Source organism: Pontibacter sp. FD36 (genome assembly GCF_015686655.1).
Taxonomy (GTDB): Bacteria; Bacteroidota; Bacteroidia; order Cytophagales; family Hymenobacteraceae; genus Pontibacter.
Window position 1 is genome coordinate 200802 of record NZ_JADPMP010000008.1, and the last position, 24088, is coordinate 224889.

The following is a 24088-nucleotide window of genomic DNA, read 5'->3' on the forward strand; positions in this document are numbered from 1 at the left end:
ACGTGAAGCTGTATACCTTCCGTTCATTTTTGTTGACAGGCTGTAAGCCAATCGCGTGCCTCTTTGATACCCCCAAATATACGCATCTCAAACCGGCCTTGTACCCGGCTTAGCATATTCGACGAAGAGGCGGCTGCAAAAGCATCTTCATTTGCTACGTGCGCATAGTACTGCAGGCCAGCTTCTGCGGCGGCAGGTATCCATACGTCCTCAATCCATTCTACAGAATCATCCCAGCGCCCCACCAGGTGACGGTTATCATTCAGTCCGCAGGCGGCGCTGTGCTGCTTTATAGCTTCCAGCACGGCAAGGCTACCCTGTTTCACGTTTTCAGGGGTTACGTAGCCGATCCAATCATTGTAGACCCACTTGTTTTGCTCATCGTAGTGGATGGTCAGATAAGTCTTGCCTGTAGAAGATTTAAGCTCCTGTAATTTCATGGGTAGATAGCTTTGTCCAGGTATAGCCAGATGCAATATAACCAAAACAACTCAAGGAGTAGTTTTCCTGAAGTCCGAAATCGAGAAAGTATACAGAACGGCTGCTATTTTCATACGGGTGTACTTCAGGCTATGATATGGATGAAGGGAAAGTATGCGCCTGAGCAAAAAATAATTAAACAATAGTTTTTCTCTGATAACAGTAGTAAGTTAAACCTTCGGATACACTTATTGTCTAATCGCACATCTAACCTATCTTAACCTTAAAAGAAACATGCACATCAAGACTCTGAGAACCTCGAAGCGATTGGCTGCTTCGTTGCTGAGCCTGTTGCTATTGGCAGGCTCCCCGGCTCCTGTCGCTTTGGCGCAGGGCGGCAACCAAGCCACCACCGGCTATCAGCGACCACCTGAGGCCATCGCCTCCATCATCGACGCACCATCCACGCCGGGTGTGAGTATCAACTCAAAAGGCGACTGGATGCTGCTGCTCGAGCGGGCCGGCTACCCTAGCATTGAAGAACTGGCACAGCCCGAAAGCCGTCTGGCCGGCCTCCGCATCAACCCCGCTACAAACGGGCAGAGCCGCGCCTCGTTCATCAACAACATCAAGCTGAAGCAGGTGGATGGCGGGCAGGAGTTCGAGGTAAGCGGGATTCCGCAAAACGCTCAGATCTCCTATGTGACCTGGTCGCCGGATGAAAAACAGATTGCCTTCACTATCACCAAGGCCAACGGCATCGAGCTGTGGGTGGCAGGTATAGCCGACCGGCAGGCACGCAAAATAACCGAAGCACAGCTCAACGACGCGTATAGCGGCCGTCCGTTTTCGTGGATGCCGGATAGCAAGTCCTTGCTTGTGAAGTTTGTGGACGAGAAGCGTGGCGAAATGCCAAAAGCTAACCTGGTGCCAAGCGGGCCGAACATCCAGGAGAACATCGGTAAGGCGAACCCTTCGCGCACGTACCAGGACTTGCTAAAGAACAAGTATGACGAGCAGCTGTTCGACTACTACATGCAGACCCAACTAAAACTGGTGAGTCTGGACGGCAAGCAGCAGAATGTGGGACAAGCCGGTATCATCAAGAGCGCCGATGTGTCGCCAGACGGACAGTACCTGCTCGTGGAAACGATCCAGAAGCCCTACTCATACCTGGTGCCGCACTATTATTTCCCTTACAACGTGGAGGTATGGGGCCGTGATGGGAAAGTGGTGAAGCAACTGTCCCAACTGCCGCTGGCTGAAGACATTCCAATCGGCTTTGATAATGTAGCCAAAGGCCCGCGCAGCTACAACTGGCGACCTGACAAGGCTGCTACCTTATACTGGGTAGAAGCGCAGGACGGTGGCGATGCTACCAAAGAAGTGGCAGAGCGTGACATTGTATTCATGCTGGATGCACCGTTCTCCGGGAAGCCTGCTAAACTAGCCGGTACCAAATACCGCTACCGTGGCGTGCAGTGGGGCAACAATGACCTGGCCCTGGTAAACGAACGCCTCTGGAAGACCCGTACCGAGCGTGTCGTGCGTGTGAACCCAGCTAAGCCTTCGCAGACTGGCACGGTGCTGATTGAGCGTTCTTATGAGGACGGTTACAGTGATCCGGGCAGCCCGGTTTATACCAAGAACCAGTATGGTCGCAGTGTGCTGCTGACCGACAAGAAAGGTGACAACATTTACATGATCAGTGAAGGTGGGTCTCCGGAAGGCAACCGTCCGTTCCTGAGTGAGTTCAACCTGAAATCTAAAAAAGCGAAGATCCTGTTCCGCTCAGAGGCTCCTTATTATGAGCGTCCGGTTGATATCATTGACCTGAACAGCAAGCGCATCATCACCCGCCGCGAGTCAGAGCAAGAGGTGCCGAATTACTTTGTGCGTGACCTGAACAAGAAGCAGCTGACACAAGTGACGAAATTTCCGCACCCATACCCTCAGCTGGAAGGTGTGCAGAAGGAATTGCTGCAGTACGAGCGCAACGACGGCGTGAAGCTGACAGCTGTGCTATACCTGCCGAAGGATTACAAGAAGGGCGATGGCCCACTGCCGATGCTGATGTGGGCTTACCCACGTGAGTTTAAGAACGCAGCGGCTGCCGGTCAGGTGAAGAGCTCTCCTTACGAGTTTACCCGCATCAGTTCTGGTTCGCCGCTGTTCTGGGTAACGCAAGGCTATGCCGTACTGGATCGCACGGACTTCCCGATTGTGGGCGAAGGAGATGCCCAGCCAAACGACACCTATGTAGAGCAACTGGTAGCCAGCGCCAAAGCCGCTATTGATAAAACGGTGGGCATGGGTGTGGCTGATCCGAAGCGCATTGCCGTAGGTGGTCACTCCTACGGTGCCTTCATGACCGGTAATTTGCTAGCGCACTCTGATCTGTTTGCCGCAGGTATAGCCAGAAGCGGCGCTTACAACCGTACCCTGACGCCGTTTGGTTTCCAGCAGGAAGAACGTACTTACTGGCAGGCCCCGGAGGTATACAACCGTATGTCGCCATTCTCTGCAGCGCACAAAGTAAAAACCCCGATCCTGTTGATCCACGGTGAGGCCGACAACAACTCCGGTACCTTCCCGATCCAGAGTGAGCGATTCTACAATGCCCTCAAAGGCCACGGCGCCACCACTCGTCTGGTGTTCCTGCCGCACGAAAGCCATGGTTACGCAGCCCGTGAATCGATTCTGCACATGCTGTGGGAAATGGATACCTGGCTGAACACTTACGTAAAGAACCGTCAGATACAGTAAGGTATAGCCATACCTGTATTATAAAAGAAAATGCCCCGGCCATACAGGTCGGGGCATTTTCTTTATGCCTGGGGCAGGTATAGCCTATTGGTTTATTGTCTTGATCTTGTGCGGAACAATGGTGAGTGGCCATTTTTGTCCGTCTACCGGCTCTTCGGCTATTTTGTCAATCACATCCATCCCTTCTACCACTTCCCCGAACACTGTATACTCCTGGTCCAGCGCCGGCTCACCGCCGATGGTAGTGTAGAGCTTCACCTGCTCCGGCGTATACTTCATATTATGCTGCGCCTCATAGGCCCGTAGTTCCTGTAGCGTTCTGGGCTCTCCCAATGTGATATAAAAGTTGTGTGAGGAAGATTCCTTATCCGGGTTGCGTTCGTCGCCGTAACGTGCCATGGCTAAGGCGCCACGCTTGTGGATGTAGTTCGGGTTGAACTCCTGTGGAATCTTGTAGGCGCCCTGTTTCATGGTGCGGTTGTCGGAGTCGCCGCCCTGCACGGCAAAGCCTTTTACGACACGGTAGAACTCTCCCTGGTCATAGAAGCCCGCTTTGGTGAGACGCACAAAGTTGGCGCGGTGCAGTGGCGTCTCAGGGTATAGGCGCAGCTTAATATCACCGTGGCGGGTGCTGATGAGAATCAGGCTGTCAGGGTGCTCTTTTTCATAAGCTGTCAGTACCTCCACCACATTTTCTGATGTGAGCGGTTCGAGCTTTGTCTCTGTGGTGGTTTCACGTTCTTCAGCAGTAGCCTGCTCTTCTGTTTTGGGTTGGCAAGCTGCCATTCCCATAAAAAGTGCGATCACCCACAGGAGAGGTGAGGAGATGAATGCTTTTTTTGAGTATTTCATAAGGGATCGGGTTAGTGCTACTGTTAATATAGCGAAACGCTGTTATAAAGTGCAAATAAAATTGTACTGTATTGTTGTTAAAAATCTATTAAAATTAAACTTTTTAAAGATAGTGCTTTGTGAATGTAAACCTTAAATTTAGAGTTGCGTATAAAGCCGCCTCCAAAAATAGCGAATCGCTTATATCTGTTGGAAAGCGCTCAAATTGCTGTGTATACAAGAAATTATCCCCTGATTTCAGTGCAATTTAGATGTTGCAACAACGTGCGGCCTGGAGATAGTGTCAAGTACATTTTAGAAAAAAACACTAAAATAAATTATACTTTTATTTGGATATAAAAATCCTATTTAATAGTTTGGCTTTCACTATCCTTATAATAAACCTTAAAACTTTAACTAACCTAACTATTTTACACGTATGAAAAACACCTTACGCGTTAAGAACGTACTGCGTTCTGTACTATTTGGGGCAGCTCTCTCTACTGCCGCAGTTTCATTCACTTCTTGCGACTCTGAGGCTCCTGAAGCCACCGAAGTAGCAGAGAATTTACAGACCTCTACCCAGAATGGAGCTATTATCAAGGGGCAATACATTGTTGTATTTAAGAAAGATGCCAACCTGCGTCTGGATGGTACTGCTACCTATGCTGAGCGTGTAGGCGCGGTGCGCGAAATGGGGCAGGAGCTGCTTGCGTCTAATGGTATTGCCAACGCAACTATTGAGCAGGCTTACGGCCAGGCGATACTGGGTATGGCTGCAAGACTAACCGATGACCAGGTGGATGCGCTTCGCCGCGATAGCCGTGTAGCTTATATCGAGCCAGACAGAATTGTCATGCTGGCACCTCCTTCAGGTAAAGGTCCAGGTGGTGGCGGTGGCTCTACTGGCCAGACTGTACCATACGGTATTGCACGTGTAGGCTATGGTGATGCTACTGGTAAAACTGCCTGGGTGATTGACTCTGGTATCGACTTAGACCACCCGGACTTGAATGTAGATGTTAACCGCAGCAGAACTTTCTTTACTTCAGGTAAAGATGCCAGCTCTGCTGATGATGGTAACGGCCACGGTACGCACGTAGCCGGTACTATTGCTGCTCTTGACAACTCAATTGGTGTGATCGGTGTAGCGCATGGCGCCACTGTTGTTGCCGTGAAAGTACTTGACTCACGTGGTAGCGGTTCTTACTCTGGCGTAATTGGCGGTGTTGACTATGTAGCATCTGCTGGTAAATCTGGCGACGTAGCCAACATGAGCTTGGGTGGCCCGGTTTCTCAGGCGCTTGATGATGCAGTAGTAGCTGCGGCTAGCACAGGTATCAAGTTTGCGCTTGCTGCCGGTAACGAGTCTACGCACGCTAACAACTCATCTCCAGCCCGTGCTAACCATGCCAACATCTATACGGTGTCTGCCATGAACTCTTCTGACTCATGGGCGAGCTTCTCTAACTATGGCAATCCACCAGTGGACGTATGCGCACCTGGTGTGAGCATCAACTCTACCTGGAAAGATGGTGGCTATAATACGATCAGCGGTACTTCTATGGCATCTCCGCACGTAGCAGGTCTGCTATTGCACGGCCCACTTAAAACCAGTGGCACTGTGAATAACGACCCAGACGGAAATCCAGATCCAATCGCGATCAAATAATCCGAATCGTTAATTAAGGTGAATTGAAACGGGCAGCTGCGAGGCTGCCCGTTTTTTTATGTCAATTGTTTACGCATCACATAATCATTCATCCAGTAAGGGCCGATCGGAATGTCTTCTTCGAGGTGTACCTGGTAGCCGCAACGCTCATAAAAAGTTTTTGCTTTGTTGTATTTGTTCACATTCAGGTCCAGGTAGCGGGCGCCGGCTTTCCCGACACGCTCTTCTACTGCATCAAGCAGCTGCTTGCCCAGTCCCTCACCCTGCCGGGATAGGAGTAGGTATATCTTGTTGAGCTTGTAAACCGGTCCATCGGACTCCTTAAGGGAATATGCCGCAAAGCCTATAGGTTCAGCACCGTCGTACAGTATAATAAAGGTCTGGTTCTCCTTCATTTGTCGCTCGAGAGCTTCATGGGTATAGATCACTCCAAACATATAGTCAATCTGCTCCCGCGAAAGTATAGACCGGTAGGTAGGCTCCCAGATGGCTTCGGCTAGACGGTGAATGGTGGGTATGTCGGCAGTGGCTGCTTCCTGTATACTAAACTTGCTTTTCATGCGCTGTGATTTTGCTGTATGGACAACGAAGATAGGCGCTCCCGTATAAAAAGCCAATGCCTGCCCCGGCAGGTTTTCAGCTTAAAGCAGAAGTTTTAACTTTGTACATATACCTTAAACCAAATACTATGAGAGCCATCTACCTCGAAGCTATCAACAGTCCATTTGTGCTGATAGAGAAAGAAACACCCACTGCCGGTCCCGGTGAAGCCATCGTGCAGGTGAAAGCCGCCGCCCTGAACCACCGCGACGTCTGGATACAGTACGGCCGTTATTTCACCAAAGAATACCCAGCCATCTTAGGATCGGACGGTGCCGGTATCGTGACGGAAGTAGGGGAGGGTGTGGACCAAAGCTGGATAGGGCAGGAGGTTGTGATCGATCCTTCAACAGACTGGGGCGACAACCCGCATGCCCACAGCAAGGAGTACAAAGTGCTGGGTATGCCACAGGATGGCGCTTTTGCCGATTACGTGAAAGTGAAAGCTTCAAACCTGCACCGCAAGCCAGCACATTTGAGTTTTGAGGAAGCGGCAGCGCTGCCGCTGGCAGGTGTGACGGCCTATCGTGCTATGTTTACCAAGTGCAGACTCAAAGCCGGTGAGCGGGTACTGATCACGGGTGCAGGTGGCGGTGTGGCGCTGTTTGCAGTACAGTTTGCCGTAGCGGCAGGAGCAGAGGTATGGGTGACATCCGGATCCGACGAGAAAATCGAAAAAGCCAAAGAGCTGGGTGCGACTGGCGGCATCAATTATAAAAAAGAGAATTGGGGCAAGGAGCTGAAAGCTGAAGTGGGTGGATTCGACGTGAGCATTGACGGAGCTGCAGGCGAAGGCTTTGTACAACTTGTAAAGCTGGCCAAGCCAGGCGGCCGCATCGGTATTTACGGTGGCACAACCGGTATGATCGGGCAGATCAACCCTGCTGAAATATTCTGGAAACAACTCTCCATACACGGCAGCACGATGGGCACCAACCAGGACTTCGCTGAAATGATCGCTTTTGTGGAAGAGAAGAAAGTGAAACCTGTCGTGGATATCGTGTTCCCGCTGGAAGAAACCGAACAGGCCATGCGCTACATGGAAGCTGGCAAGCAGTTCGGCAAGATCGTTGTGAAGGTGGGTTAGTTTTTTTCACAATCACCAACCGCACTTTCAGCTGAGTTATACCTATCCTCTCGACTTTTCTGTCATCTCGACGACAGGAGAGATCTGGATCTTTTCAGATAGGAGTATTATTCCAGATTTCACCCGAATAGAGGGCCTCTACCCACTACTGTCCGAAACATGCTAAAAAGGGGCTGCAAAGCTTTAAAGCCAGATTCTGCCAATTAAAACTGCCCCCTTGAGGGCAAACGAGAAGGCGGGTTCGAAGATTGCGACCGTAGGTAAAAAGAGGGTGTTTTATAGGCCGAAGACCATTCAGAGCAGAAACCAAATAGCAAAACAGCAGCCTTTTACACCCTTTGGTCCCCTCAAGGGGACAGTTTTGCTTCCTGTATTCGGCCTTGATAGCCAGAAAACATTTCTTTCACAGGTTGCGAACAGTAGTGGCCCCTACCTCTAGGTCGAAATGACAGCCATAAAACAAGAAGCCCGCTGCAAGACTAAATGCAGCGGGCTTTTCTATTTAAATCTGAATTCTTTACTTATTCCTCACTATTCATTACTCATTAACCCCCGCCAGCTTCAAAAAGAAAGCGTATTGCAGGGCTGTTTCGCGGTATGGCTGGAAGCGACCGGATGCGCCGCCGTGACCAGCCTCCATGTTTGTTTGGAGGAGGAGCAGGTTGTTATCTGTCTTCATTTCACGGAGCTTGGCAACCCACTTGGCCGGCTCAAAATACTGTACCTGCGAGTCGTGCAGACCAGTTGTGACGAGCATGTTCGGATACTCCTTAGCCTCCACATTGTCATAAGGTGAGTAAGAGAGCATGTAGTCATAGGCATCTTTATTGGCTGGATTTCCCCATTCGTCAAACTCGCCGGTGGTAAGCGGGATGCTGGTGTCGAGCATGGTGGTAACTACATCCACAAAAGGTACGGCCGCGTGCACACCTTTGTAGAGATCCGGACGCATGTTCACGACAGCGCCCATCAGCAGACCACCGGCACTACCACCCTGCGCAAACAGCTTATCTGGGTTGGTATAACCTTGCTCGATCAGGTATTCTGACACATCAATAAAGTCTGTGAAAGTGTTTTTCTTTTTCATCAGCTTGCCGTCTTCATACCATTGGCGACCCATTTCCTGACCACCCCGGATGTGCGCAATGGCATACACAAAGCCACGATCGAGCAGGCTGAGGCGCACGGAACTAAAGCCGGGATTCATGCTGATGCCATAGGAGCCGTAAGCGTACTGCAGAGTTGGGTTGTTGCCATCGAGCTGCAGACCTTTGCGGTAAACCAGCGACACCGGAATTTTGGTGCCGTCTTTGGCAGTGGCGTAGATGCGCTTGGCTTCGTAGTTGTTCTTATCAAAATCACCCACCACTTCTTGTTCTTTCAGCAGTGTCTTCTGCTTTGTCTCCATGTTGTAATCGAAGGTGGAGCTTGGCGTGGTGAGGGAGCTATAGCCGTAGCGCAGTACCTTGCTGTCGAAATCAGGGTTGATGCTGATACCAGCAGTGTAGGCTTCTTCCCCGAAGTCCACATAGTAGTCTGTTTTGGGGTCATTCCATTTTTTGATGCGCAGTTGGGTCAGGCCATTCTTACGTTCCTGCAGTACCAGGTAGTCCTTGAAGATCTCGGTGCCTTCCAGGTACGTGTCAGCACGATGCGGGATCACCTCTGTCCAGTTCTGCTTGGTCGTTTTACCAACCGGTGTCTTCATCAGTTTAAAGTTGGTTGCGCCATCCTTGTTGGTGCGGATGTAGAAGCTGTCGCCGAAGTGGTCTACGCTGTACTCCAGTCCGCGCTCCCGTGGCTGAATGATCTTGAAACTGGCAGTTGGGTTGGCGGCGTCTACAAAGCGGTACTCCTGCGACAGGGTGCTACCCGAGCCGATGATGATGTATTTCTCGGATTTGGTTTTATACACAAAAGTGCTGAAGGTCTCGTCGGCTTCGTGGTATACCTCTTTGTCCTGCGAGGTAGGTGTGCCCAGGGTATGGCGGAAGATTTTGAAAGAACGGAGTGCCGGATCTTTCATGGTATAGAACACGGTCTTGTTATCGTTGGACCATACAGCGCCACCGGTGGTGTTAGGTATACGGTCGGGCAATATTTCACCTGTTTGCAGATTTTTGAAGCGGATAGTGTACTGGCGACGACTCACGGTGTCCTCGCCAAAAGCCAGCAGATTATTATCAGGGCTTACATTCATACCGGCAGCTGAGTAGTAGCTCTTGCCCTCGGCACGCTCATTGGCATTGATCATGATCTCCTCTTTGGCGTCGAGGTTGCCCTTCTTGCGGGCGTAAATCGGATACTCTTTGCCAGCCTCGAATCGGGTATAGTAGAAGTAGCCGTTCTTTTTGTAAGGCACTGACTCATCCGTTTGCTTGATGCGCCCCACAATCTCGTTAAAGAGTTTCTCCTGCAGTGCTTCCGTGTCGGCCATCACCTGCTTTGTGTAGTCGTTCTCTGCGTTCAGGTAGGCGATTACTTCCGGGTTTTCACGCTCGTTTAGCCAGTAGTAATTGTCGATGCGGGTGTGGCCATGTGCTGTGAGCTCTTTTGGCTTTTGGGCTGCGACAGGCGGTTGCGGCTGATTGGCGGTTACCGTGCTCTCAGCTGTTTGCTCGGTCGTAGCTGTCTCTGTCGCGGTGCTCTGTTGCGTCGTGCTGCAGGCTGTGCCTGCCAGCAGACAGGCCGAAAGCAGAAGGGCCGGAGCTGCTGTGTTGTGTTGTGCTTTTTTCATAGGGAGTATCTGTTGTACAGGGTATAAAAATAAGAAAAAATACGACACTATAAATTTAAATAAAAGTTATGCATGCAGCGTATTTTTTTATACCTTGTCAGTACTTAAAACAATCATCTGACATACTATGGCAACACAAGAAGAATTTGAGCAGGCAGTGGCCCAGTCGAAGGAACTCACGGAGCGTCCGTCCAATAATGTTCTGCTGCAACTCTACAGCCTGTACAAGCAGGCTACTGAAGGCGATGTGAATACCGAGCGTCCGGGAGGGTTTGATTTCAAAAACATAGCGAAATGGGATGCCTGGAAAAACCTGGAAGGTACCAGCCAGGAGGATGCCCGTGCACAGTACGTGCAGTTAGTAAACAGCCTGAAGTAAGACATTGCTTGCCCGGCAGGTATAAAAAAAGCGCCCTATGGGGCGCTTTTTACTTTTCTTTCCAGGTATAGCCGCAGTCGTGGCATCCATAGCGCTTACTGACGAAGGGCAGGGTAATGCCTAGCACCGCACCGAAAAATCCCCTTGCAGAGATGTTTTTTGACTCACATATCGGGCAGGATTCAGTGTCCAGGTATACCTGAGCAGGAGGTGCCAGTTCAATGTTGTCGTCGATGATGTACTCGCTGGTGCCGCGTTCTATCCGGCCCAACAGTTCGAGCGCCTCTTCCACGTCACCTTCCGTCACCTGCAGTTTCACGCCACCCACTGCCAGTGAGTAGAAAGGCTGTGCTGCTATAATTTGCTCATCCCCCAAAAAACAGAGGATACCCTCCGCCTCAAGGCGGCCTTTCAGAATGTGGGCTTCAGTGGGTTGGCTGAAGGTGGCAACGGTAATCAGGCGCTCTGCCATGGTATACAGGTGGTGTTAGGTCAGGCTGTCTTTACTGCTTCTTAGGTGGAAGGTCAAAGGCTTCCGCTTCGTGCTCAAAGTGTCCTTTGTGGGAGCCGTCGCAGAATGGTTTGTTCTTAGACATGCCGCAACGGCAGATCGAAACGAGTTCCCGGCCACCGAGTCCGTATACATTGCCGTGCTTGTCCACGATCTCAAACTCACCCTCTACTCTGAGTGAGCCATTGTTGTTCACCGTTATTTTTGTCTTCGCCATTGTCTTGTGTTTAGTACAATAACAAATATAGCTTTTTTGCGGCACATTCACCACAGTCCTGTTGGAGCAGGGCTATAAACACCACAGCCCCCGGACATTGATGGCCGGGGGCTGTGACTCTAATTACGTTTCAGCATTAGTTGCTGTACACGTAGTTGAATGTTTGAGACTTACCGTTTGGCAGCGTCACCGTCTGGCTGATCGGCATGCCGCTGTCATCATACTTGTAAGAGTAAGAACGCGTAAAAGTCTTCTTGCTGTTGTGCACCTCCATAGAAGAGCGCATCAGGTTGTTCGGGCTGCTGGCAGCACCTGGCTCTGCAAACGCGTGCAGTGGATTAGGATTAGAATCGTAAGAGTTGGTAGTAGTAGCGTATAGCTTAGCTTCTCCAGTACCGTCAATTACAAACTGCTTCTCCTGCGCATAGTTGCCGTTTGGCATTGCCTGATAAGTCGTGAAAGACTTCAGTTTGCCTTTCTCCTCAGTGCCTTCGTAAATTGACTTCTTGCTCAGCTTATTGGCAGCATCATAAGAATACGTGGTGTAGTTCTGATACTCCGGCTTGCCACCCACAAAGTAAGTCGCTACCGATTTGCTCAACTCGCCTTTGTCACTGTAAGTGAAATGCTGCTCTGTCAGCACAGTCTGGCTTTTGCCACCGTAGGTTGTGCTCTTGATCAGGCGGCCCTTGTTGTCACGCTCATACTTGTCGAAGCTCTCTACTTCACCGGTTTCCTGGTTGTAGTGGTTTACCTGACTTAGCTGCTTACCTGCTACCTTAAAAGAAGTAACTTCAGCAGAGTCCAGCATCACATGAGATAGTGCACCCTGGTCAAAAGTAGGCTGTGCAGACTCTTCGTGATCATTTTTTTCGCAAGATGATAGTGCTACCACGCCAAATACAAGCATGGCAGGTAAAAAACTGTTTTTCAATTTCATTTGGCTAAAAGTTGAAAAGTGAAAATAAATAAACAGCACAGGGCGCTTCCCCGGCAGTCTCAGGTAAAACGCCCTTTCCTTTAAAATAATTGCACCGATGTAGAGAAAATTACAGAGGAGCCTGTAATTGGTAGAATTTTACAAATCTGATTTAAGTTTAAATCACTGATATTTAGCTGTTTGTGTGGCTTGTAAAATTCGTAAAAAAGTTGCGTTTTGTATAAAAGTGCAATTTTAGTTGAGAGCAGCCGTCTGGGCGATCTGCAAAAGCTCGTCCCCGGCATCGATATCGTGGCGCAGCTGCTCCTGGAAATTAATCGAAATGCGGAGCGCTTTCAGTCCCTGCACCCCCTGTAGGTCCTCAATTTCCAGGTCTTCCACCACAGGCTCAATGTAGCCCTCGGCCTGCAGGAAATCGATGTAGCGGCGGTACTCCTGCGCTTCGCGGGGTTGTGTATACACGATGGCGACCTTGCCGGGTTGGGTAAGGCGCTCGTCTGTGCCGCGCAAGGTGGCCTTGTCAATCCGCTTCTTGATGATCTCGTAACGGATGTTATCGGCGCCCTCCACGTCAAACTTTTTCTCGTCCAGCCGGAAGCGGATGCAGATCGGGCTGCTGTGCACCAGAATCAGCTGTGTGATCTCAAGCGGCAGTTTCAGGTTAGCGCGCAGCTTGTGTATGCGACGGGCAATCTCGCAGGTAAGCATCAGCTGCCAGAGGCGCATGTTCTTCAGGTATAGCTCCTCAAAGTGGCCGCTGTTCAACAGCGATGCCCCAATGTAGATGTTATACTCCAGTCCATCCGTCTTATACTTCTCGAAGTAGTGCGGAAAGATCTGCTGCGCCTTTTCCTCCTCGCGGTCCAGGAAGCTGGATATCGTGTCGTTGATCAGGTACAGGCTCTCCTCATACGCACGTCGCTTGTTATACACGACGCCGTTGGGATTGTTGGTCGCCTTGCGGTAGGCCTCGATGGCCTTTTGGGTAGAGGGGTATTTGTGACCAAAGTGATTGAAAAGTGGCTCAATCTCGGTGCGCAAAAATTCCAGTACCGTCGCCTCATCGCCGGAGCCCAGTTCATGTACCAGGTGCTGGGAGTATTTGTCTATCTTATATACCAGCTCGTCCAGGATAGAAAGTGGCAGGTTGTCTTTGGCTGCCAGGATTACTTCTTTGGCCAGCACCAGTTGGTCAAGCAAATCGCCCTGTATGGCTTTGTTGCGCTCAGTTGCCGAGCTGCGGATATCCGATGCGCCATAGAGCGGGTAGATCTCCCGAAACACGATCGGCTCGATCTCAGCCGGTACGTTGCGCTCCATCTTGTCGAGCAGATTAATGGCTGCCTGCGTAAAGCGCCACTCCACAATCGGGTGGATAGCGGTATACTTCTCTTTAATAATATTCTGGATGCTGCTGCGCAGTTCTTCCAGCATCCGGTTCAGGGCCAGTGCAAAAAGCGGCAGAATCTCTTTGAGTTTGATCGTAGAGAGCGCATTCAGTTCGCCAGGTATAGGAGAGGCCAGTTCCAGCATCCCGATCGTTTTGCCTTCGTAATGCAGCGGTGCAATGATCAGGTTGCGTATACCGGTTTTGATAAGCTCCTGCTCTAGTCTACCCGGCTCGTCGAGCTGCTCCAGGTCATCTACTACAATGGTGTTGCCTTTGGCCAGTACCGGTGCATAAATCGAGTCGATAAGGTCTTCCAGCTTAATAGGAGAGCTCTTGGTAAGCACCAGGCCGTTCCAGGTTTTACGGGCGTAGTTAGTGTCAAACTCCTGCAGGGCAGGGAAGGAGGCCAGCCCCAGCCGTAGGCCCGGCAGTCCGAAAAGAACGCGAAGCTTCTGCTGCAGGCTCTCAAAACCCTCCTGTGTGGTCACAGAGTCCTGATCGAGCAGGTCGTAGCGCAGCGAGGAAATAGTTTCCTCATTGGTTACGTCCGTAAAGTCACAGATGGCAAAGCCGCTGAACTCATAGTTCTCAGGCGGTAGCTTCTGCATCCAGAGGTCCAGGTCATTGTAGCGGTTTATCAGAAAGTTGATTTCCTGTGTGCTTAGCTTTTTGATCGGACCTTTGGCCTTCACTTTCATAAACTTCAGGTCGATGATCAGCTTGTAGTGCCGGTCCAGTTTGGTGAACTTGTCCTTGATGCTGAAGATAAAAGGCTCATCCACCATGAAGTTGGCATTGTAGAACTTCTCCAGAATCAGGGTGTAAGCCGATAGCGTCTGGCGGAAAAGCAGGGTCTTGAGATCGACATTTAGTTTTTGGGTATAGTTGCCGCCTCCCAGCAGGTCAAGCTCCTCCAGGCGGGGAGTGGCATAAAAACTGTCGAAGTGAAAAGGCAATACCGTGGCTCGCAGGTCATTCTCCCAGAGAGCGCTCGGGAAAATATCCTCCATCAGAATGTCAACGGTATCAATGTATTTATCAATAATAGACACGTCCTCGATCGGCTCCAGCAGCTCGGGGTTTTTGCGCAGCAGACCGGCCAGCTCGTTTACACGGGCCACATTGCAGTTCGGGTCAGTCTCGATCTTGTTTTCCCAGTAGGTCACAAGCGGTGACAGGCTGAGCGTGGTCTTGAACGGAAACTGCTCGGCGCTCAGAATGATCTCGTCCCGGTTAGGTATAGAAACAACGGTTTCGTGGAAGTTGTCCCTTGTTTTGCGCATATAAGTTTTTTGTATGAATAGGGGGAAGAACGTGTGTGGCACAATCCCAGGTGCAGTGCAGGCGAAATACCTGTCATTGCTTTAAACGTAAGCGGCCGCAAAAAGATAGTGGGCGGCCTGTTATACCTGGTGCAGGTATACGGCATGGATTAAAAATATAGCCCCTTTAGAATATTCTGGCATAATATTTATTGGGAGAGAAGTGTTAGAAGAATGATTGATTAAGTAAAACCAACCTATGAAGAAGTTATTTGTTGCAGCCCTGATGCTGATGACAGTGCTGAGCACGCTGGGTGCCCAGGCGCAAACTAAGTCAAAGCTGGAGCAGGACCTGGAAGATTTCCGTACCTGGATGAACAAGAGAGTCAGCCAGGGTGACAGTATAACAAGGGCTGAATGGCCAACGATCAAGCAGGAATTCAGAACCCGCACCCAAAGCCTGGACCGGAATAGCGGCCAAATGAGTGAAGCTTCGAAGCAGGAGTACGGGGAGCTCAAAACCCGTTACAACGAGTGGGAGGCCGAGAAGGAAGAACGCTACGGCGACCCCCTGAACCGTGAGACAGCCGCTGCCTGGGAGCGCCGCCTGGCCGGCACCAACAAGATCGGTCAGCTTAAAGCCAGCCAGCTGCGCGGCACTTTTGTCAGGTTCATGGAAAACGTGCGGGCACAGCGCACCGACTGGAGCCTCCGCGACTGGGACTACGCCGAGCACGTATACCTGCTACTCAGCGAACGCAAGCAGCAGGTGCTCAGTCAGATGAATAACAGCGATAAAATGAAGGTGGCTGCTTTGCAATTAGAATTCAACACCCTGCGCAAGAGCCGTGACGCCAAGGACAGGTACAATCAGATGCGGGAGCAGCGGTAGGTATAGCCTCCAGTAAAATGGCTAGCATAAAAATAGCCGGGGCGTGCAGTAATCACTATACGCCCCGGCTATTTTAATTTAATACATGCTGCTAAATGGCATTCTGGCCTTTGGTGCCGCCAGACTGGTCTTTTTTGTCGTTGCGGCCCTGGTTAGGACTTTTGTCTTTTTGCTGATCGCTCAGGCTGCGGTGTCCTTCCTGTCCGCCTTTGTGCTTGGCTTCCGGTTTGTTCTCGGACTTGTTGCTGTCTTGATTGTGTCCTTTTGTCATAGCTTTTAAATAAGATGTTGGTAATTTATTAAACGTGTGCGTGACACCTCCACGCTGTTTTTCAACTGATACACGCACGTTAATCAATAAACGACCATAAGAGCGCCAGGGTTAGACAGACCAGGTATAACGGGACTTAAGCCAGGCTAGGCTTTCCCCTCTTCAGGAATAAGCAAGTATAGCGAGAAAGCACCTACAGCCATAACCAGGTCACGGACAGCAATATCGTAGTATTCGCCCGTTAACAATAAGTTGATGGCGATGCCTACCAGCCACAGGCCGACCACCAAGGCTCCTATCTTTGGTTTTACGAGCACAAGCACGCCCGCTATAATCTCAATGATACCCACTACACTCATGAAAGTGCCCGTGCTGAAGGGCAGGATATCGGCGACAACCGGAGCAAGGTATTTATTCCAGTCAGTGAGCAGGTGCAGGAATTTGTCTAGACCAGCCAGGATAGGTACCAGTGCATAAGTGTACTTTGTTAAAGCGGTGACCGTAGCGATGCGGTCATACGCCGGGCGCTCAGCTCTCTGCGCACCGGTTGTTGTTGATGCAAATGTTTCCATGATGATTTCCTCCGTTTTAGTTTTTTTTATTTTGTTTGTTTCTGATAGTTAGATGATTATAAGTTGAAATCGTTACAAAAGAATGTAACTAATTGGTCTGGAATGCATCTACTGTATGTATCATACCTATAAGATCATGAAACAGATAACAGCAACCGAAAAAGCGGCACTCAGTGATGTAGCAGTGGTGGAGAGAGTGCTCGACGGGGATGTATCACTGTATGAGCTCCTCATGCGCCGCCACAACCAGAAGCTCTACCGGGTGATCAGAAGTTACCTGAAGCAGGAACAAGAGGTGGAAGACGTAATGCAGGAGACCTACATGAAAGCTTTCGAAAAGTTGGCACAGTTCCGCAGCGATGCCATGTTCTCTACCTGGCTCATCCGGATCGGGATTAACAAGGCACTGGCAAGGCTGCGGGAAAAGAAAAAGCTGTCTTCTGCCACGTACCTACTTGACCAGCCGGAAAGTTTGTCTTCCCTCTTAAGCCAGATGAACGCTGCAAACCCTGAGCAGGCCGCTATCCGGCAGGAAGTTAAACAACTGGTGGAAAGGGCCATTGATAGCATACCTGAAAAGTATAAGATCGTGTACACACTCCGAGAAATGGAAGATATGTCCATTCATGACATCGCTCAATGTCTTGATCTTTCTGAGAGCAACGTAAAGGTGCGTTTGCACCGGGCAAAGTCGATGCTCAAGGAAAGTCTTTTCAAACTGTCGATCGTTGGGGATGTATTTGAGTTCGGCAGCAAGCGCTGCGATGCAGTAGTGATGCGTGTGCTCCGTGTATTGCCTCCTGACAGGGAAGTATAAAGTTTATTAAGCAGTGATAGAGATGGCGTGTAATAGTTTAGTTAGCAGTAGACGTATCGTAGGCGAAATTTATAGTGTGCGGAAGCTAAGTAGTTATGGGTTAATTAGATAAGGTGGAAGTGAATTGTTGGTAAGCACAAGCATTAAAAAAAACAGGAGCTGGGGGGAGGAATTAGGCTGGGGCATGACCGAAAAAGCCGTAATTTGCAGTCGGTTTTTTCAACTATTACACCATTACCATGCACATTGCGATCGTCGGCAATATTGGCGCCGGCAAAACCACCCTGGCCACTAAACTTTCCCAGCATTTTAAGTGGGAGCTATACCTGGAGGCAGTAGAGAACAATCCTTACCTGAAGGACTTTTATGAAGACATGGAGCGTTGGTCCTTTCACCTGCAGGTGTTCTTTTTGAACAGCCGCTTTGGTCAGGTGCAGCAGATCCAGTCCAAAGACGGACATGTGATCCAGGATCGCACCATTTATGAGGATGCTTACATCTTTGCCAAGAACCTGCACCAGTCAGGCTTGATGAGCACGCGTGACTACGATAACTACTTCGCCCTGTTTCAGTCGATGATCAGCATGGTAAAGGCGCCTGACCTGATGATTTACCTGAAGGCTGATCTGCCTAAACTAATCGGACAGATTGAGAAGCGTAACCGTGACTACGAGAACAACATCAGCATCAATTACCTGCGCAACCTCAACGAGCACTACAACAACTGGATGAGCACTTATGATCAGGGCAAACTGCTGGTGATCGATGTGAACAACATGGACTTTGTAGCCAATCCCGAGGATTTGGGAAGCATCATTGAACGTATCAATAGCGAGCTGTTCGGTCTGTTCTAGGCCAATAGAAACAAATTAGATAGGTATAGCCGCTGCTCTGATAAGGGTAGCGGCTTTTTTTTAAACCCTTTTGAAGTCGGAATAAACTATTATTTTTCAATCAAACCCGAGAACCAGCCTGTCGCATCAAACATATACAGCATCAGCAGGCAAAGAGCGGCGGATATGCCAATTGCGCCCCAGGAAATGTGCCTTCTGAACGTTAACTCTTCCTGCTCAAAATGGGAAGTATCTTGCTGTTTCGTGACAGCGATTTTAGCTTTCTTCCTATACTTGATTCGGGGACTCTTGGGTTTTGTAAGTGTTAGCATATCCAAGTATTAGTTTATAATGGACTACTAATATACAAGTGATTAAGTTATGTTTTTATGTGGAATAATAACAATAAATGTGTTTACTGTTGAATTTAGGCTATTTTTATTATTATTTATGATGGACTTAAGTAGTTGCATCAATTGAATTTAGAGCGGAAAACATCTAAAATTCATTTTGCAAAATGGAGATAGGTATAGTTGGAGTGGCGTCCTGGATGGCAGTATAAACCTCGGCCTAAGCCTTAATTTTTTGTGAGCTATCGGATTGATTTTTATACTTAATACAGGAAGAGGTTTTGTGCTCGGCAAACCAATATCATTGATTCTTTTTTGCTGCAAGTTATTGATCCGCTTATTTTTGATAAGCTGCTTTCCTATATTTACTATTCAACTTGAAAAAACTAACCTTATAAAACATGAAATCACGCCATCTCTTACTAGCCTCAGCCGTTGCCGCCATAACGGCTGCCTGTTCTGGCAGTACCACTAACGAGGCTCAGACGGCCGAAACGGTTCAGACCGATGCAGCAGCCACTGACCTGCAGCAGAAGCTGGGCATGTACACCACTGTGCGCCTGACAGCAGACCTGACTGGCCTGAGCGAAAATGAGCGCCAGATGATACCCCTGCTGATCGAGGCCGGTAACATCATGGACGAGTTGTTCTGGTACGAAGCTTATGGTAAGAGGGACTCTCTGATGAATGCGCTGACAGACGATGCCGCACGCCAATTTGTGATGATTAATTATGGCCCCTGGGACCGCCTGAACAATAACGAGCCTTTTATACCTGGCGTGGGACCGAAGCCGGATGCGGCGAATTTCTACCCGCAGGATATGACGAAGGAGGAGTTTGAAAAAGCGAACCTGAAAGACAAATCCAGCCAGTATACCTTCCTCCGTCGCGATGCCAATGGTAATCTGATCACGGTGCCTTACCATGTGCAGTTCAAAGAACAGGTGAAGCGTGCTTCTGACCTGCTGCGCCAAGCAGCTGGTCTGGCCGAGGAGCCGGGCCTGAAAAAATACCTGACCCTGCGTGCGGACGCCCTGCTCAACGACAACTACCAGCCAAGCGACCTGGCCTGGATGGACATGAAAAACAACCGCATCGACGTGGTGATCGGTCCGATTGAGACGTACGAAGACAAGTTGTTCGGTTACAAAGCAGCGCACGAGGCTTATGTGCTCATCAAGGACATGGACTGGAGCAAGCGCCTCGAGAAGTATGCGGCCTTCCTGCCAGAACTGCAGCGCGGTTTACCAGTGCCTGCCAACTATAAGAAAGAAACACCCGGCACCGACTCTGACCTGAACGCCTATGATGTAGTGTACTACGCCGGCGACTGCAACGCGGGCAGCAAGACCATCGCCATCAACCTGCCGAACGACGAGGAGGTGCAGTTGAAAAAAGGCACGCGCCGTCTGCAGCTCAAAAATGCGATGCAGGCCAAGTTCGACAAGATCATGCTCCCGATCGCCGACGAGCTGATCGCCGATGACCAGAAGCAGCATATCACCTTCGATGCCTTCTTTGCCAACACGATGTTCCACGAGGTGGCGCACGGACTGGGTATCAAAAACACCATCAACGGCAAAGGCACCGTACGTGAGGCCCTGAAGGAGCATGGCTCGGCGTTGGAGGAAGGCAAAGCTGACATCTTGGGCCTTTACATGATCACGCAGCTGCATAAAAAAGGTGAAGTGAGTGGCAGTCTGGAAGATTACTATACCACCTTTATGGCTGGCATTTTCCGTTCGGTGCGCTTCGGAGCGGCCAGTGCACACGGCAAAGCCAACATGGTGCGCTTCAACTTCTTTAAAGAGAACGGAGCCTTTGAGCGCGATGCCCAGACAGGTAAGTACCGAGTGAACTATGTGAAGATGGGAGAGGCGATGGATAAATTGTCCGAGCTGATCCTGACGCTGCAAGGCAACGGCGACTACGCAGGCGTGGGCAAGCTACTGAACGAGCAGGGGCAGATAAGTGCCGAACTGCAGGCCGACCTCGACCGCCTCAGCCGCAACAACATTCCGGTGGATGTGGTGTTTGAGCAGGGCGTGGATGTGCTTGGCTTAAAATAACAGGTATGGAGTTGCTGCATTGGAAACAGGAGAACTTAGCTTCACGGAGGTATAGCGTGAGCGGAGAAGACGGGCCAGTTGGGGAGCTTGCCTTCAGAGGCTGGACCAGCAACGACGCCGACTTCAGTTCGGAGCGTATCAACCTTTACTTCCAAAGGCAAGGCTGGCTTGAGCATGACGTCACGATTCATTTCAAAGATGAAGTGATCGGTATGAGCAAAACCTCTGGCTTTGGCAAAACGACAACTACCTTGGTCACAGGGGAGCAGTTTACCTTTCAGGGTAAGTCATTAGACAACAGCAGAGACCTATTGGACGAAGCTGGCAACATCCTGATGCATTTCGAGCAAGGTAGCTTGAGCATAACAAAAGGTCAGATTTCCGTTGCCCGTGACATTCCGGAGCTAACCAAACTGTTGCTAGTAGCAACCGGGCTTTACTTTAAGCACCTGGGGCAGTAGCGCAGTCCCTCTTTCTGATGCACATTATTATCAGATCTGAGTATATAAGTATTTGATATTCTGAATAAAAGGCCCTGCTGATTGGTGGGGCCTTTTCTATTGTTAGCTCCTGTAGCAGGCTTTTATGGGTTTGCTGACACTGAGGGCTAATTGTGGAAAATTGCTTCTGAATATAGACAACTTTAGAAGTAGCATGGGAGTAAAACTGTTTTCCAACTCACTTTAAATCAAATATTTAATCATGAAAAATTTTGTAAGATCCTTTTACGATTTTAACAGAGACAGTCCGCAGGAGCGCCAGGAACGCAATCAGCTATACCCTGAACTGGCCAAGTTTCATATTGCCCTTCGCGAAGAAATGAGCGAAGAAGAATACCAGGAGTTTTTTAAGGCAGAAAAAGAAGCCAACAAACACCTGATGATTCCCAACCCTAACCCCTCGAATCAATGGATACGAATGTAACTCGTACTGACTATAATAATTGAAAAAGGTAAACCGGTGATGGTTTACCTTTTTTGTTTGTGCTTTCTTCAGAAAAATACTACTTGCTATACCTCGAGCGTTTTTTCATCAATTTCTACTAACTGAATATACTTAGTGCAACCTCTATACAAGTAGAAACCAGCTAAAGGCATTACAATCAAAAGCGGAATAAACGCCCAGATCATTCCCATGCCATAAAGCAACCCTAGCATAATAGCAGGGAAAAGCGCAAGGAGAGAAGCGGCTAGAAGCACAATGGTTCCTACTTTTACAGCTTGCTTCAGATGCACGCTTTTGGTAAAGTAACAGAAAAGAATGTAGGCATTGACAAGAAAGCTTGCTAAGGTAATCAGGTCAAAATCAATTGCCAGCATGATGAGCCCAGCTAGTGAGTTTATTGTTACCCAGACTAACAAGATTATCTTATAAGTAGTATTGGTGATAACGGACATATTCATGCAGGTTTGAGCTGATCTTTTAAAGCCTTTCCAGTACTAACCTAGCCCCCTCTTCGCCCACCAGCGAACCAATCGCCACACCCATGCCGCCCATACGCACAGCGCAGCACACATGCTCCGATACTGGCTGCACAATAGTGGTTTTGCTAGATCCTACTCCCATGATGCCGCTCCAGCGCTGCTCTACTTCATAGGACGTGCTAGGCAGAATGACTTCCCGCAACAATTCGTCAAGTTTGTTCTGCACCAGTTCTGTCAGACCCATCTCGGTGGTTTCTTCGGTTTTGAAGTCGAGGTTGCGGCCACCGCCAAACAGCACCCGATTGCCGATGTTGCGGAAATAGTAGTAACCACGATCATAATGGAAAGTGCCTCTGAAGCGCAGCTCAGGGATAGGCTTCGTAATAAGCACCTGTGCACGGGCTGGTGCAACCTGCAATTGAGGCAGCAACTGGCGGGCAAAGCCGTTTGTCGCGACCAGTGCTGCACGGGCAGGTATAGCAATGCCTTGTTTTGTCAAGGCGGTTATACCTGTGCTCTCTTCCTGCAGACTTTCAATCTCCAGTCCGTTCAGCACGATCACACCCAGGGACTGTACTTTCTGGGTGAGCGCCAATATCATTTTGCCCGTGTCAATCTGCCCTTCGGCCGTGCTTTCGATGAGGTGTGCTACTTGCTTAAATCCGAACTCACAGATCTTGTGATCTGCCAGACGGTATACATTCTGCTCACCAATCACCTGCTGCAGCTGCTTGTTCAGGTAAGGTAGTTGTTCAGAACAGGCCTCGTAGAGCGGCTTTTGGCTTTCCTCGAACAGTTCGTAGCCACCCCAGCGGTGGAAGTCAATGGCCTGGTCGCCAAGATTCTGGCGCAGGCGCTGCAGTCCACGCCAGCGGCGCTCCACCAGCGCAAACACCTCTTCTTCGCTGTGGTGGCTCAGGTCGTCGAGCAGCTCGGAGGGACTGCCGAAACAGGCGAAGCCGGCGTTGCGGGTGCTGGCTCCGGTCGGCAACAATCCGCGCTCCACCACCATTACTTTCTGGGCAGGTTGCTGTGTTTTCAGGTAGAGCGCCGCGTTCAGGCCCACGATGCCGCTGCCCACTATCAGCACATCCACGTGGCTGAAATACGATTCCTTTTCCCAAAAGCTTAACTCCATGGCTACTCGTCTTCGCGGGTGTAGGTATGTTTGTAATTGCGAGCCGTGGCCTCGTCTATTATCTCAAAGCCGGTCAGCATGATCTCGCGCTCGCCGCTGTTATAGCCGCGCACAAATACGCCTTCCGGACTTTCATAGATGGAGTAGTTGTGACGTCCGAAAGGGTAGAGGTTATTGCTTCGGAGAGTAGTCGCATTGGTGAGGTCAGCCGTTTGACCGTCCGGTGTTCTGATGATGAATTTCTTTTTATCTGTTGTCATGTTTCGCAATCTTCTAAAATCTTATCCAAGATAGCACTTATCTCCGAAGCGTGGCTCAAAACCATCAGGTGACCGGCTCTTTTTACCTTGATAATACCCGGGTAAGTGCCCATGGGCAGGATGCGGTCGGCGGTACCGTGGATCATCACGGCGTTTTCGTAGTGGTCTGGTTGGTGCCAGTTGAGCAGTTGCCCAACGGCCCAGCGCAGGAAGTGCGGATCGGTTTCGAGAATCACCTGTTTAAGCAGCGCTTTTTCGGCTTTGGTGCTGGCTCCGAACAGCAGCGGTCCCACAAAATGGAAGCGTTTTAGCAAGGGGACAGGTATGATGCGGTGCAGCCGCATGAAACCCATCAGGCGGTAGTACCAGGGCAGGATTTTGCTACTGGCTATACTGGAAATCAGGATGGTTTTGCGCGGGTTTAGAAATTTGGAAAGCTCAATAGCCACCACACCGCCAAAGGACATGCCCACCAACACCGGGTTGGGCTCGGTGATCTGCTCTGCCAGCCGCACGGCATAGTCATGTAGTGGCTCGTCTTCGTAAGGCTGGATCCAGCGCACGTATACCTTGCTGCATTTAAGGTGCAGAAACTGAAACATGCGCTCGTCCGCTCCAAGGCCGCTGATAAAATAAACGGTGCTCATACA

25 protein-coding genes are annotated in these 24088 nt (G+C 49.9%); 10 read left to right on the forward strand and 15 right to left on the reverse strand.

The features are described from left to right. Positions 1-23: 23 nt before the first annotated feature. A complete protein-coding gene (locus I0P70_RS12885; protein WP_196118472.1) occupies positions 24-440 on the reverse strand; it encodes an STAS/SEC14 domain-containing protein in 417 nt (138 codons plus the stop codon). A 274-nt stretch (positions 441-714) separates the two neighbouring features. Between I0P70_RS12885 and I0P70_RS12890 the strand changes: the two genes are divergently transcribed. After that, positions 715-3186, forward strand: coding sequence for a prolyl oligopeptidase family serine peptidase (locus I0P70_RS12890; protein ID WP_196118475.1), 2472 nt, complete (start codon positions 715-717; stop codon positions 3184-3186). Positions 3187-3270: 84 nt separating this feature from the next. Here I0P70_RS12890 and I0P70_RS12895 read toward each other — a convergent pair whose 3' ends face one another. Next, complete coding sequence (locus I0P70_RS12895) at positions 3271-4038, reverse strand: peptidylprolyl isomerase (RefSeq protein WP_196118478.1); 768 nt, start codon at positions 4036-4038, stop codon at positions 3271-3273. Positions 4039-4456: 418 nt separating this feature from the next. Here I0P70_RS12895 and I0P70_RS12900 point away from each other — a divergent pair, with 418 nt between their 5' ends. Continuing rightward, complete coding sequence (locus I0P70_RS12900) at positions 4457-5689, forward strand: S8 family serine peptidase (protein WP_196118481.1); 1233 nt, start codon at positions 4457-4459, stop codon at positions 5687-5689. Positions 5690-5745: 56 nt separating this feature from the next. Here I0P70_RS12900 and I0P70_RS12905 read toward each other — a convergent pair whose 3' ends face one another. Then, positions 5746-6249 (reverse strand): GNAT family N-acetyltransferase, encoded by a 504-nt coding sequence (locus tag I0P70_RS12905; protein ID WP_196118484.1) that lies wholly within the window; start codon positions 6247-6249, stop codon positions 5746-5748. A 128-nt stretch (positions 6250-6377) separates the two neighbouring features. Between I0P70_RS12905 and I0P70_RS12910 the strand changes: the two genes are divergently transcribed. Beyond that, positions 6378-7376, forward strand: a complete 999-nt coding sequence (locus I0P70_RS12910) for a zinc-binding dehydrogenase (protein ID WP_196118487.1) — start codon at positions 6378-6380, stop codon at positions 7374-7376. A gap of 538 nt (positions 7377-7914) precedes the next feature. On the opposite strand, the gene I0P70_RS12915 is transcribed toward I0P70_RS12910, so the two are convergent. After that, positions 7915-10113 (reverse strand): S9 family peptidase, encoded by a 2199-nt coding sequence (locus I0P70_RS12915; RefSeq protein ID WP_196118490.1) that lies wholly within the window; start codon positions 10111-10113, stop codon positions 7915-7917. Between the two features lie 127 nt (positions 10114-10240). On the opposite strand from I0P70_RS12915, the gene I0P70_RS12920 reads away from it, so the two are divergent. Further along, a complete protein-coding gene (locus tag I0P70_RS12920) occupies positions 10241-10492 on the forward strand; it encodes an acyl-CoA-binding protein (protein ID WP_196118493.1) in 252 nt (83 codons plus the stop codon). Between the two features lie 49 nt (positions 10493-10541). Here the strand turns inward: I0P70_RS12920 and I0P70_RS12925 are convergent, their stop codons facing one another. The 4 genes from I0P70_RS12925 to I0P70_RS12940 all read right to left on the reverse strand — a co-directional run bounded on the left by I0P70_RS12925 (position 10542) and on the right by I0P70_RS12940 (position 14833). Continuing rightward, positions 10542-10964 (reverse strand): DUF2007 domain-containing protein, encoded by a 423-nt coding sequence (locus I0P70_RS12925; protein ID WP_007653427.1) that lies wholly within the window; start codon positions 10962-10964, stop codon positions 10542-10544. A 31-nt stretch (positions 10965-10995) separates the two neighbouring features. Continuing rightward, complete coding sequence (locus I0P70_RS12930) at positions 10996-11220, reverse strand: CDGSH iron-sulfur domain-containing protein (protein ID WP_007653429.1); 225 nt, start codon at positions 11218-11220, stop codon at positions 10996-10998. Between the two features lie 136 nt (positions 11221-11356). Further along, on the reverse strand, positions 11357-12160 hold the full coding sequence (locus tag I0P70_RS12935; protein WP_196118496.1) for a hypothetical protein: 804 nt from the start codon (positions 12158-12160) through the stop codon (positions 11357-11359). 234 nt (positions 12161-12394) lie between these two features. Continuing rightward, positions 12395-14833: a GAF domain-containing protein gene (locus tag I0P70_RS12940; protein WP_196118499.1), complete on the reverse strand. Its 2439-nt coding sequence runs from the start codon at positions 14831-14833 to the stop codon at positions 12395-12397. Positions 14834-15071: 238 nt separating this feature from the next. Here I0P70_RS12940 and I0P70_RS12945 point away from each other — a divergent pair, with 238 nt between their 5' ends. Continuing rightward, a complete protein-coding gene (locus I0P70_RS12945) occupies positions 15072-15704 on the forward strand; it encodes a hypothetical protein (protein WP_196118502.1) in 633 nt (210 codons plus the stop codon). A 91-nt stretch (positions 15705-15795) separates the two neighbouring features. Here the strand turns inward: I0P70_RS12945 and I0P70_RS12950 are convergent, their stop codons facing one another. Next, positions 15796-15975: a hypothetical protein gene (locus I0P70_RS12950; protein WP_196118505.1), complete on the reverse strand. Its 180-nt coding sequence runs from the start codon at positions 15973-15975 to the stop codon at positions 15796-15798. A gap of 146 nt (positions 15976-16121) precedes the next feature. Further along, positions 16122-16547: a tRNA (5-methylaminomethyl-2-thiouridylate)-methyltransferase gene (locus tag I0P70_RS12955; protein ID WP_196118508.1), complete on the reverse strand. Its 426-nt coding sequence runs from the start codon at positions 16545-16547 to the stop codon at positions 16122-16124. 136 nt (positions 16548-16683) lie between these two features. On the opposite strand from I0P70_RS12955, the gene I0P70_RS12960 reads away from it, so the two are divergent. Both I0P70_RS12960 and I0P70_RS12965 read left to right on the forward strand, forming a co-directional pair. After that, positions 16684-17364, forward strand: a complete 681-nt coding sequence (locus tag I0P70_RS12960) for an RNA polymerase sigma factor (RefSeq protein ID WP_196118511.1) — start codon at positions 16684-16686, stop codon at positions 17362-17364. A gap of 239 nt (positions 17365-17603) precedes the next feature. After that, positions 17604-18218, forward strand: coding sequence for a deoxynucleoside kinase (locus I0P70_RS12965; protein ID WP_007658965.1), 615 nt, complete (start codon positions 17604-17606; stop codon positions 18216-18218). Positions 18219-18307: 89 nt separating this feature from the next. On the opposite strand, the gene I0P70_RS12970 is transcribed toward I0P70_RS12965, so the two are convergent. Further along, positions 18308-18529 carry a hypothetical protein gene (locus tag I0P70_RS12970; protein WP_196118514.1) on the reverse strand — a complete coding sequence of 74 codons (222 nt, stop codon included), beginning with the start codon at positions 18527-18529 and terminating at the stop codon, positions 18308-18310. Between the two features lie 419 nt (positions 18530-18948). Here I0P70_RS12970 and I0P70_RS12975 point away from each other — a divergent pair, with 419 nt between their 5' ends. The 3 genes from I0P70_RS12975 to I0P70_RS12985 all read left to right on the forward strand — a co-directional run bounded on the left by I0P70_RS12975 (position 18949) and on the right by I0P70_RS12985 (position 21540). Beyond that, a complete protein-coding gene (locus I0P70_RS12975) occupies positions 18949-20616 on the forward strand; it encodes a Zn-dependent hydrolase (protein WP_196118516.1) in 1668 nt (555 codons plus the stop codon). A 5-nt stretch (positions 20617-20621) separates the two neighbouring features. After that, on the forward strand, positions 20622-21077 hold the full coding sequence (locus I0P70_RS12980; protein WP_196118519.1) for a hypothetical protein: 456 nt from the start codon (positions 20622-20624) through the stop codon (positions 21075-21077). 241 nt (positions 21078-21318) lie between these two features. Further along, complete coding sequence (locus tag I0P70_RS12985) at positions 21319-21540, forward strand: hypothetical protein (RefSeq protein ID WP_196118522.1); 222 nt, start codon at positions 21319-21321, stop codon at positions 21538-21540. Positions 21541-21626: 86 nt separating this feature from the next. Here the strand turns inward: I0P70_RS12985 and I0P70_RS12990 are convergent, their stop codons facing one another. From I0P70_RS12990 to I0P70_RS13005, 4 genes are read right to left on the reverse strand one after another with little or no spacing between them, the layout of a single operon-like run. Continuing rightward, positions 21627-22019, reverse strand: a complete 393-nt coding sequence (locus tag I0P70_RS12990; protein WP_230392172.1) for a hypothetical protein — start codon at positions 22017-22019, stop codon at positions 21627-21629. Between the two features lie 19 nt (positions 22020-22038). Continuing rightward, positions 22039-23178: an FAD-binding oxidoreductase gene (locus I0P70_RS12995; RefSeq protein ID WP_196118528.1), complete on the reverse strand. Its 1140-nt coding sequence runs from the start codon at positions 23176-23178 to the stop codon at positions 22039-22041. 2 nt (positions 23179-23180) lie between these two features. Next, entirely contained in the window at positions 23181-23438 is a 258-nt protein-coding gene (locus I0P70_RS13000) for a hypothetical protein (RefSeq protein ID WP_007658959.1), read from the reverse strand. Beyond that, positions 23435-24085: an alpha/beta hydrolase gene (locus tag I0P70_RS13005; protein WP_196118532.1), complete on the reverse strand. Its 651-nt coding sequence runs from the start codon at positions 24083-24085 to the stop codon at positions 23435-23437. Before I0P70_RS13005 ends, I0P70_RS13000 begins: the two co-directional genes overlap by 4 nt. Positions 24086-24088 lie beyond the last annotated feature (3 nt).

What these genes read in the sequence shown, in the direction of transcription:
- I0P70_RS12925 (WP_007653427.1), bottom strand. Translation starts at nt 10,964, where the DNA reads ATGGCAGAGCGCCTGATTACCGTTGCCACCTTCAGCCAACCCACTGAA.
- I0P70_RS12945 (WP_196118502.1), top strand. Translation starts at nt 15,072, where the DNA reads ATGAAGAAGTTATTTGTTGCAGCCCTGATGCTGATGACAGTGCTGAGC.
- I0P70_RS12895 (WP_196118478.1), bottom strand. Translation starts at nt 4,038, where the DNA reads ATGAAATACTCAAAAAAAGCATTCATCTCCTCACCTCTCCTGTGGGTG.
- I0P70_RS12985 (WP_196118522.1), top strand. Translation starts at nt 21,319, where the DNA reads ATGAAAAATTTTGTAAGATCCTTTTACGATTTTAACAGAGACAGTCCG.
- I0P70_RS12935 (WP_196118496.1), bottom strand. Translation starts at nt 12,160, where the DNA reads ATGAAATTGAAAAACAGTTTTTTACCTGCCATGCTTGTATTTGGCGTG.
- I0P70_RS12920 (WP_196118493.1), top strand. Translation starts at nt 10,241, where the DNA reads ATGGCAACACAAGAAGAATTTGAGCAGGCAGTGGCCCAGTCGAAGGAA.
- I0P70_RS12975 (WP_196118516.1), top strand. Translation starts at nt 18,949, where the DNA reads ATGAAATCACGCCATCTCTTACTAGCCTCAGCCGTTGCCGCCATAACG.
- I0P70_RS12950 (WP_196118505.1), bottom strand. Translation starts at nt 15,975, where the DNA reads ATGACAAAAGGACACAATCAAGACAGCAACAAGTCCGAGAACAAACCG.
- I0P70_RS12995 (WP_196118528.1), bottom strand. Translation starts at nt 23,178, where the DNA reads ATGGAGTTAAGCTTTTGGGAAAAGGAATCGTATTTCAGCCACGTGGAT.
- I0P70_RS12970 (WP_196118514.1), bottom strand. Translation starts at nt 18,529, where the DNA reads ATGCTAACACTTACAAAACCCAAGAGTCCCCGAATCAAGTATAGGAAG.
- I0P70_RS12900 (WP_196118481.1), top strand. Translation starts at nt 4,457, where the DNA reads ATGAAAAACACCTTACGCGTTAAGAACGTACTGCGTTCTGTACTATTT.
- I0P70_RS12965 (WP_007658965.1), top strand. Translation starts at nt 17,604, where the DNA reads ATGCACATTGCGATCGTCGGCAATATTGGCGCCGGCAAAACCACCCTG.
- I0P70_RS13005 (WP_196118532.1), bottom strand. Translation starts at nt 24,085, where the DNA reads ATGAGCACCGTTTATTTTATCAGCGGCCTTGGAGCGGACGAGCGCATG.
- I0P70_RS12940 (WP_196118499.1), bottom strand. Translation starts at nt 14,833, where the DNA reads ATGCGCAAAACAAGGGACAACTTCCACGAAACCGTTGTTTCTATACCT.
- I0P70_RS12980 (WP_196118519.1), top strand. Translation starts at nt 20,622, where the DNA reads ATGGAGTTGCTGCATTGGAAACAGGAGAACTTAGCTTCACGGAGGTAT.
- I0P70_RS12890 (WP_196118475.1), top strand. Translation starts at nt 715, where the DNA reads ATGCACATCAAGACTCTGAGAACCTCGAAGCGATTGGCTGCTTCGTTG.
- I0P70_RS12910 (WP_196118487.1), top strand. Translation starts at nt 6,378, where the DNA reads ATGAGAGCCATCTACCTCGAAGCTATCAACAGTCCATTTGTGCTGATA.
- I0P70_RS12915 (WP_196118490.1), bottom strand. Translation starts at nt 10,113, where the DNA reads ATGAAAAAAGCACAACACAACACAGCAGCTCCGGCCCTTCTGCTTTCG.
- I0P70_RS13000 (WP_007658959.1), bottom strand. Translation starts at nt 23,438, where the DNA reads ATGACAACAGATAAAAAGAAATTCATCATCAGAACACCGGACGGTCAA.
- I0P70_RS12930 (WP_007653429.1), bottom strand. Translation starts at nt 11,220, where the DNA reads ATGGCGAAGACAAAAATAACGGTGAACAACAATGGCTCACTCAGAGTA.
- I0P70_RS12990 (WP_230392172.1), bottom strand. Translation starts at nt 22,019, where the DNA reads ATGAATATGTCCGTTATCACCAATACTACTTATAAGATAATCTTGTTA.
- I0P70_RS12960 (WP_196118511.1), top strand. Translation starts at nt 16,684, where the DNA reads ATGAAACAGATAACAGCAACCGAAAAAGCGGCACTCAGTGATGTAGCA.
- I0P70_RS12885 (WP_196118472.1), bottom strand. Translation starts at nt 440, where the DNA reads ATGAAATTACAGGAGCTTAAATCTTCTACAGGCAAGACTTATCTGACC.
- I0P70_RS12905 (WP_196118484.1), bottom strand. Translation starts at nt 6,249, where the DNA reads ATGAAAAGCAAGTTTAGTATACAGGAAGCAGCCACTGCCGACATACCC.
- I0P70_RS12955 (WP_196118508.1), bottom strand. Translation starts at nt 16,547, where the DNA reads ATGGAAACATTTGCATCAACAACAACCGGTGCGCAGAGAGCTGAGCGC.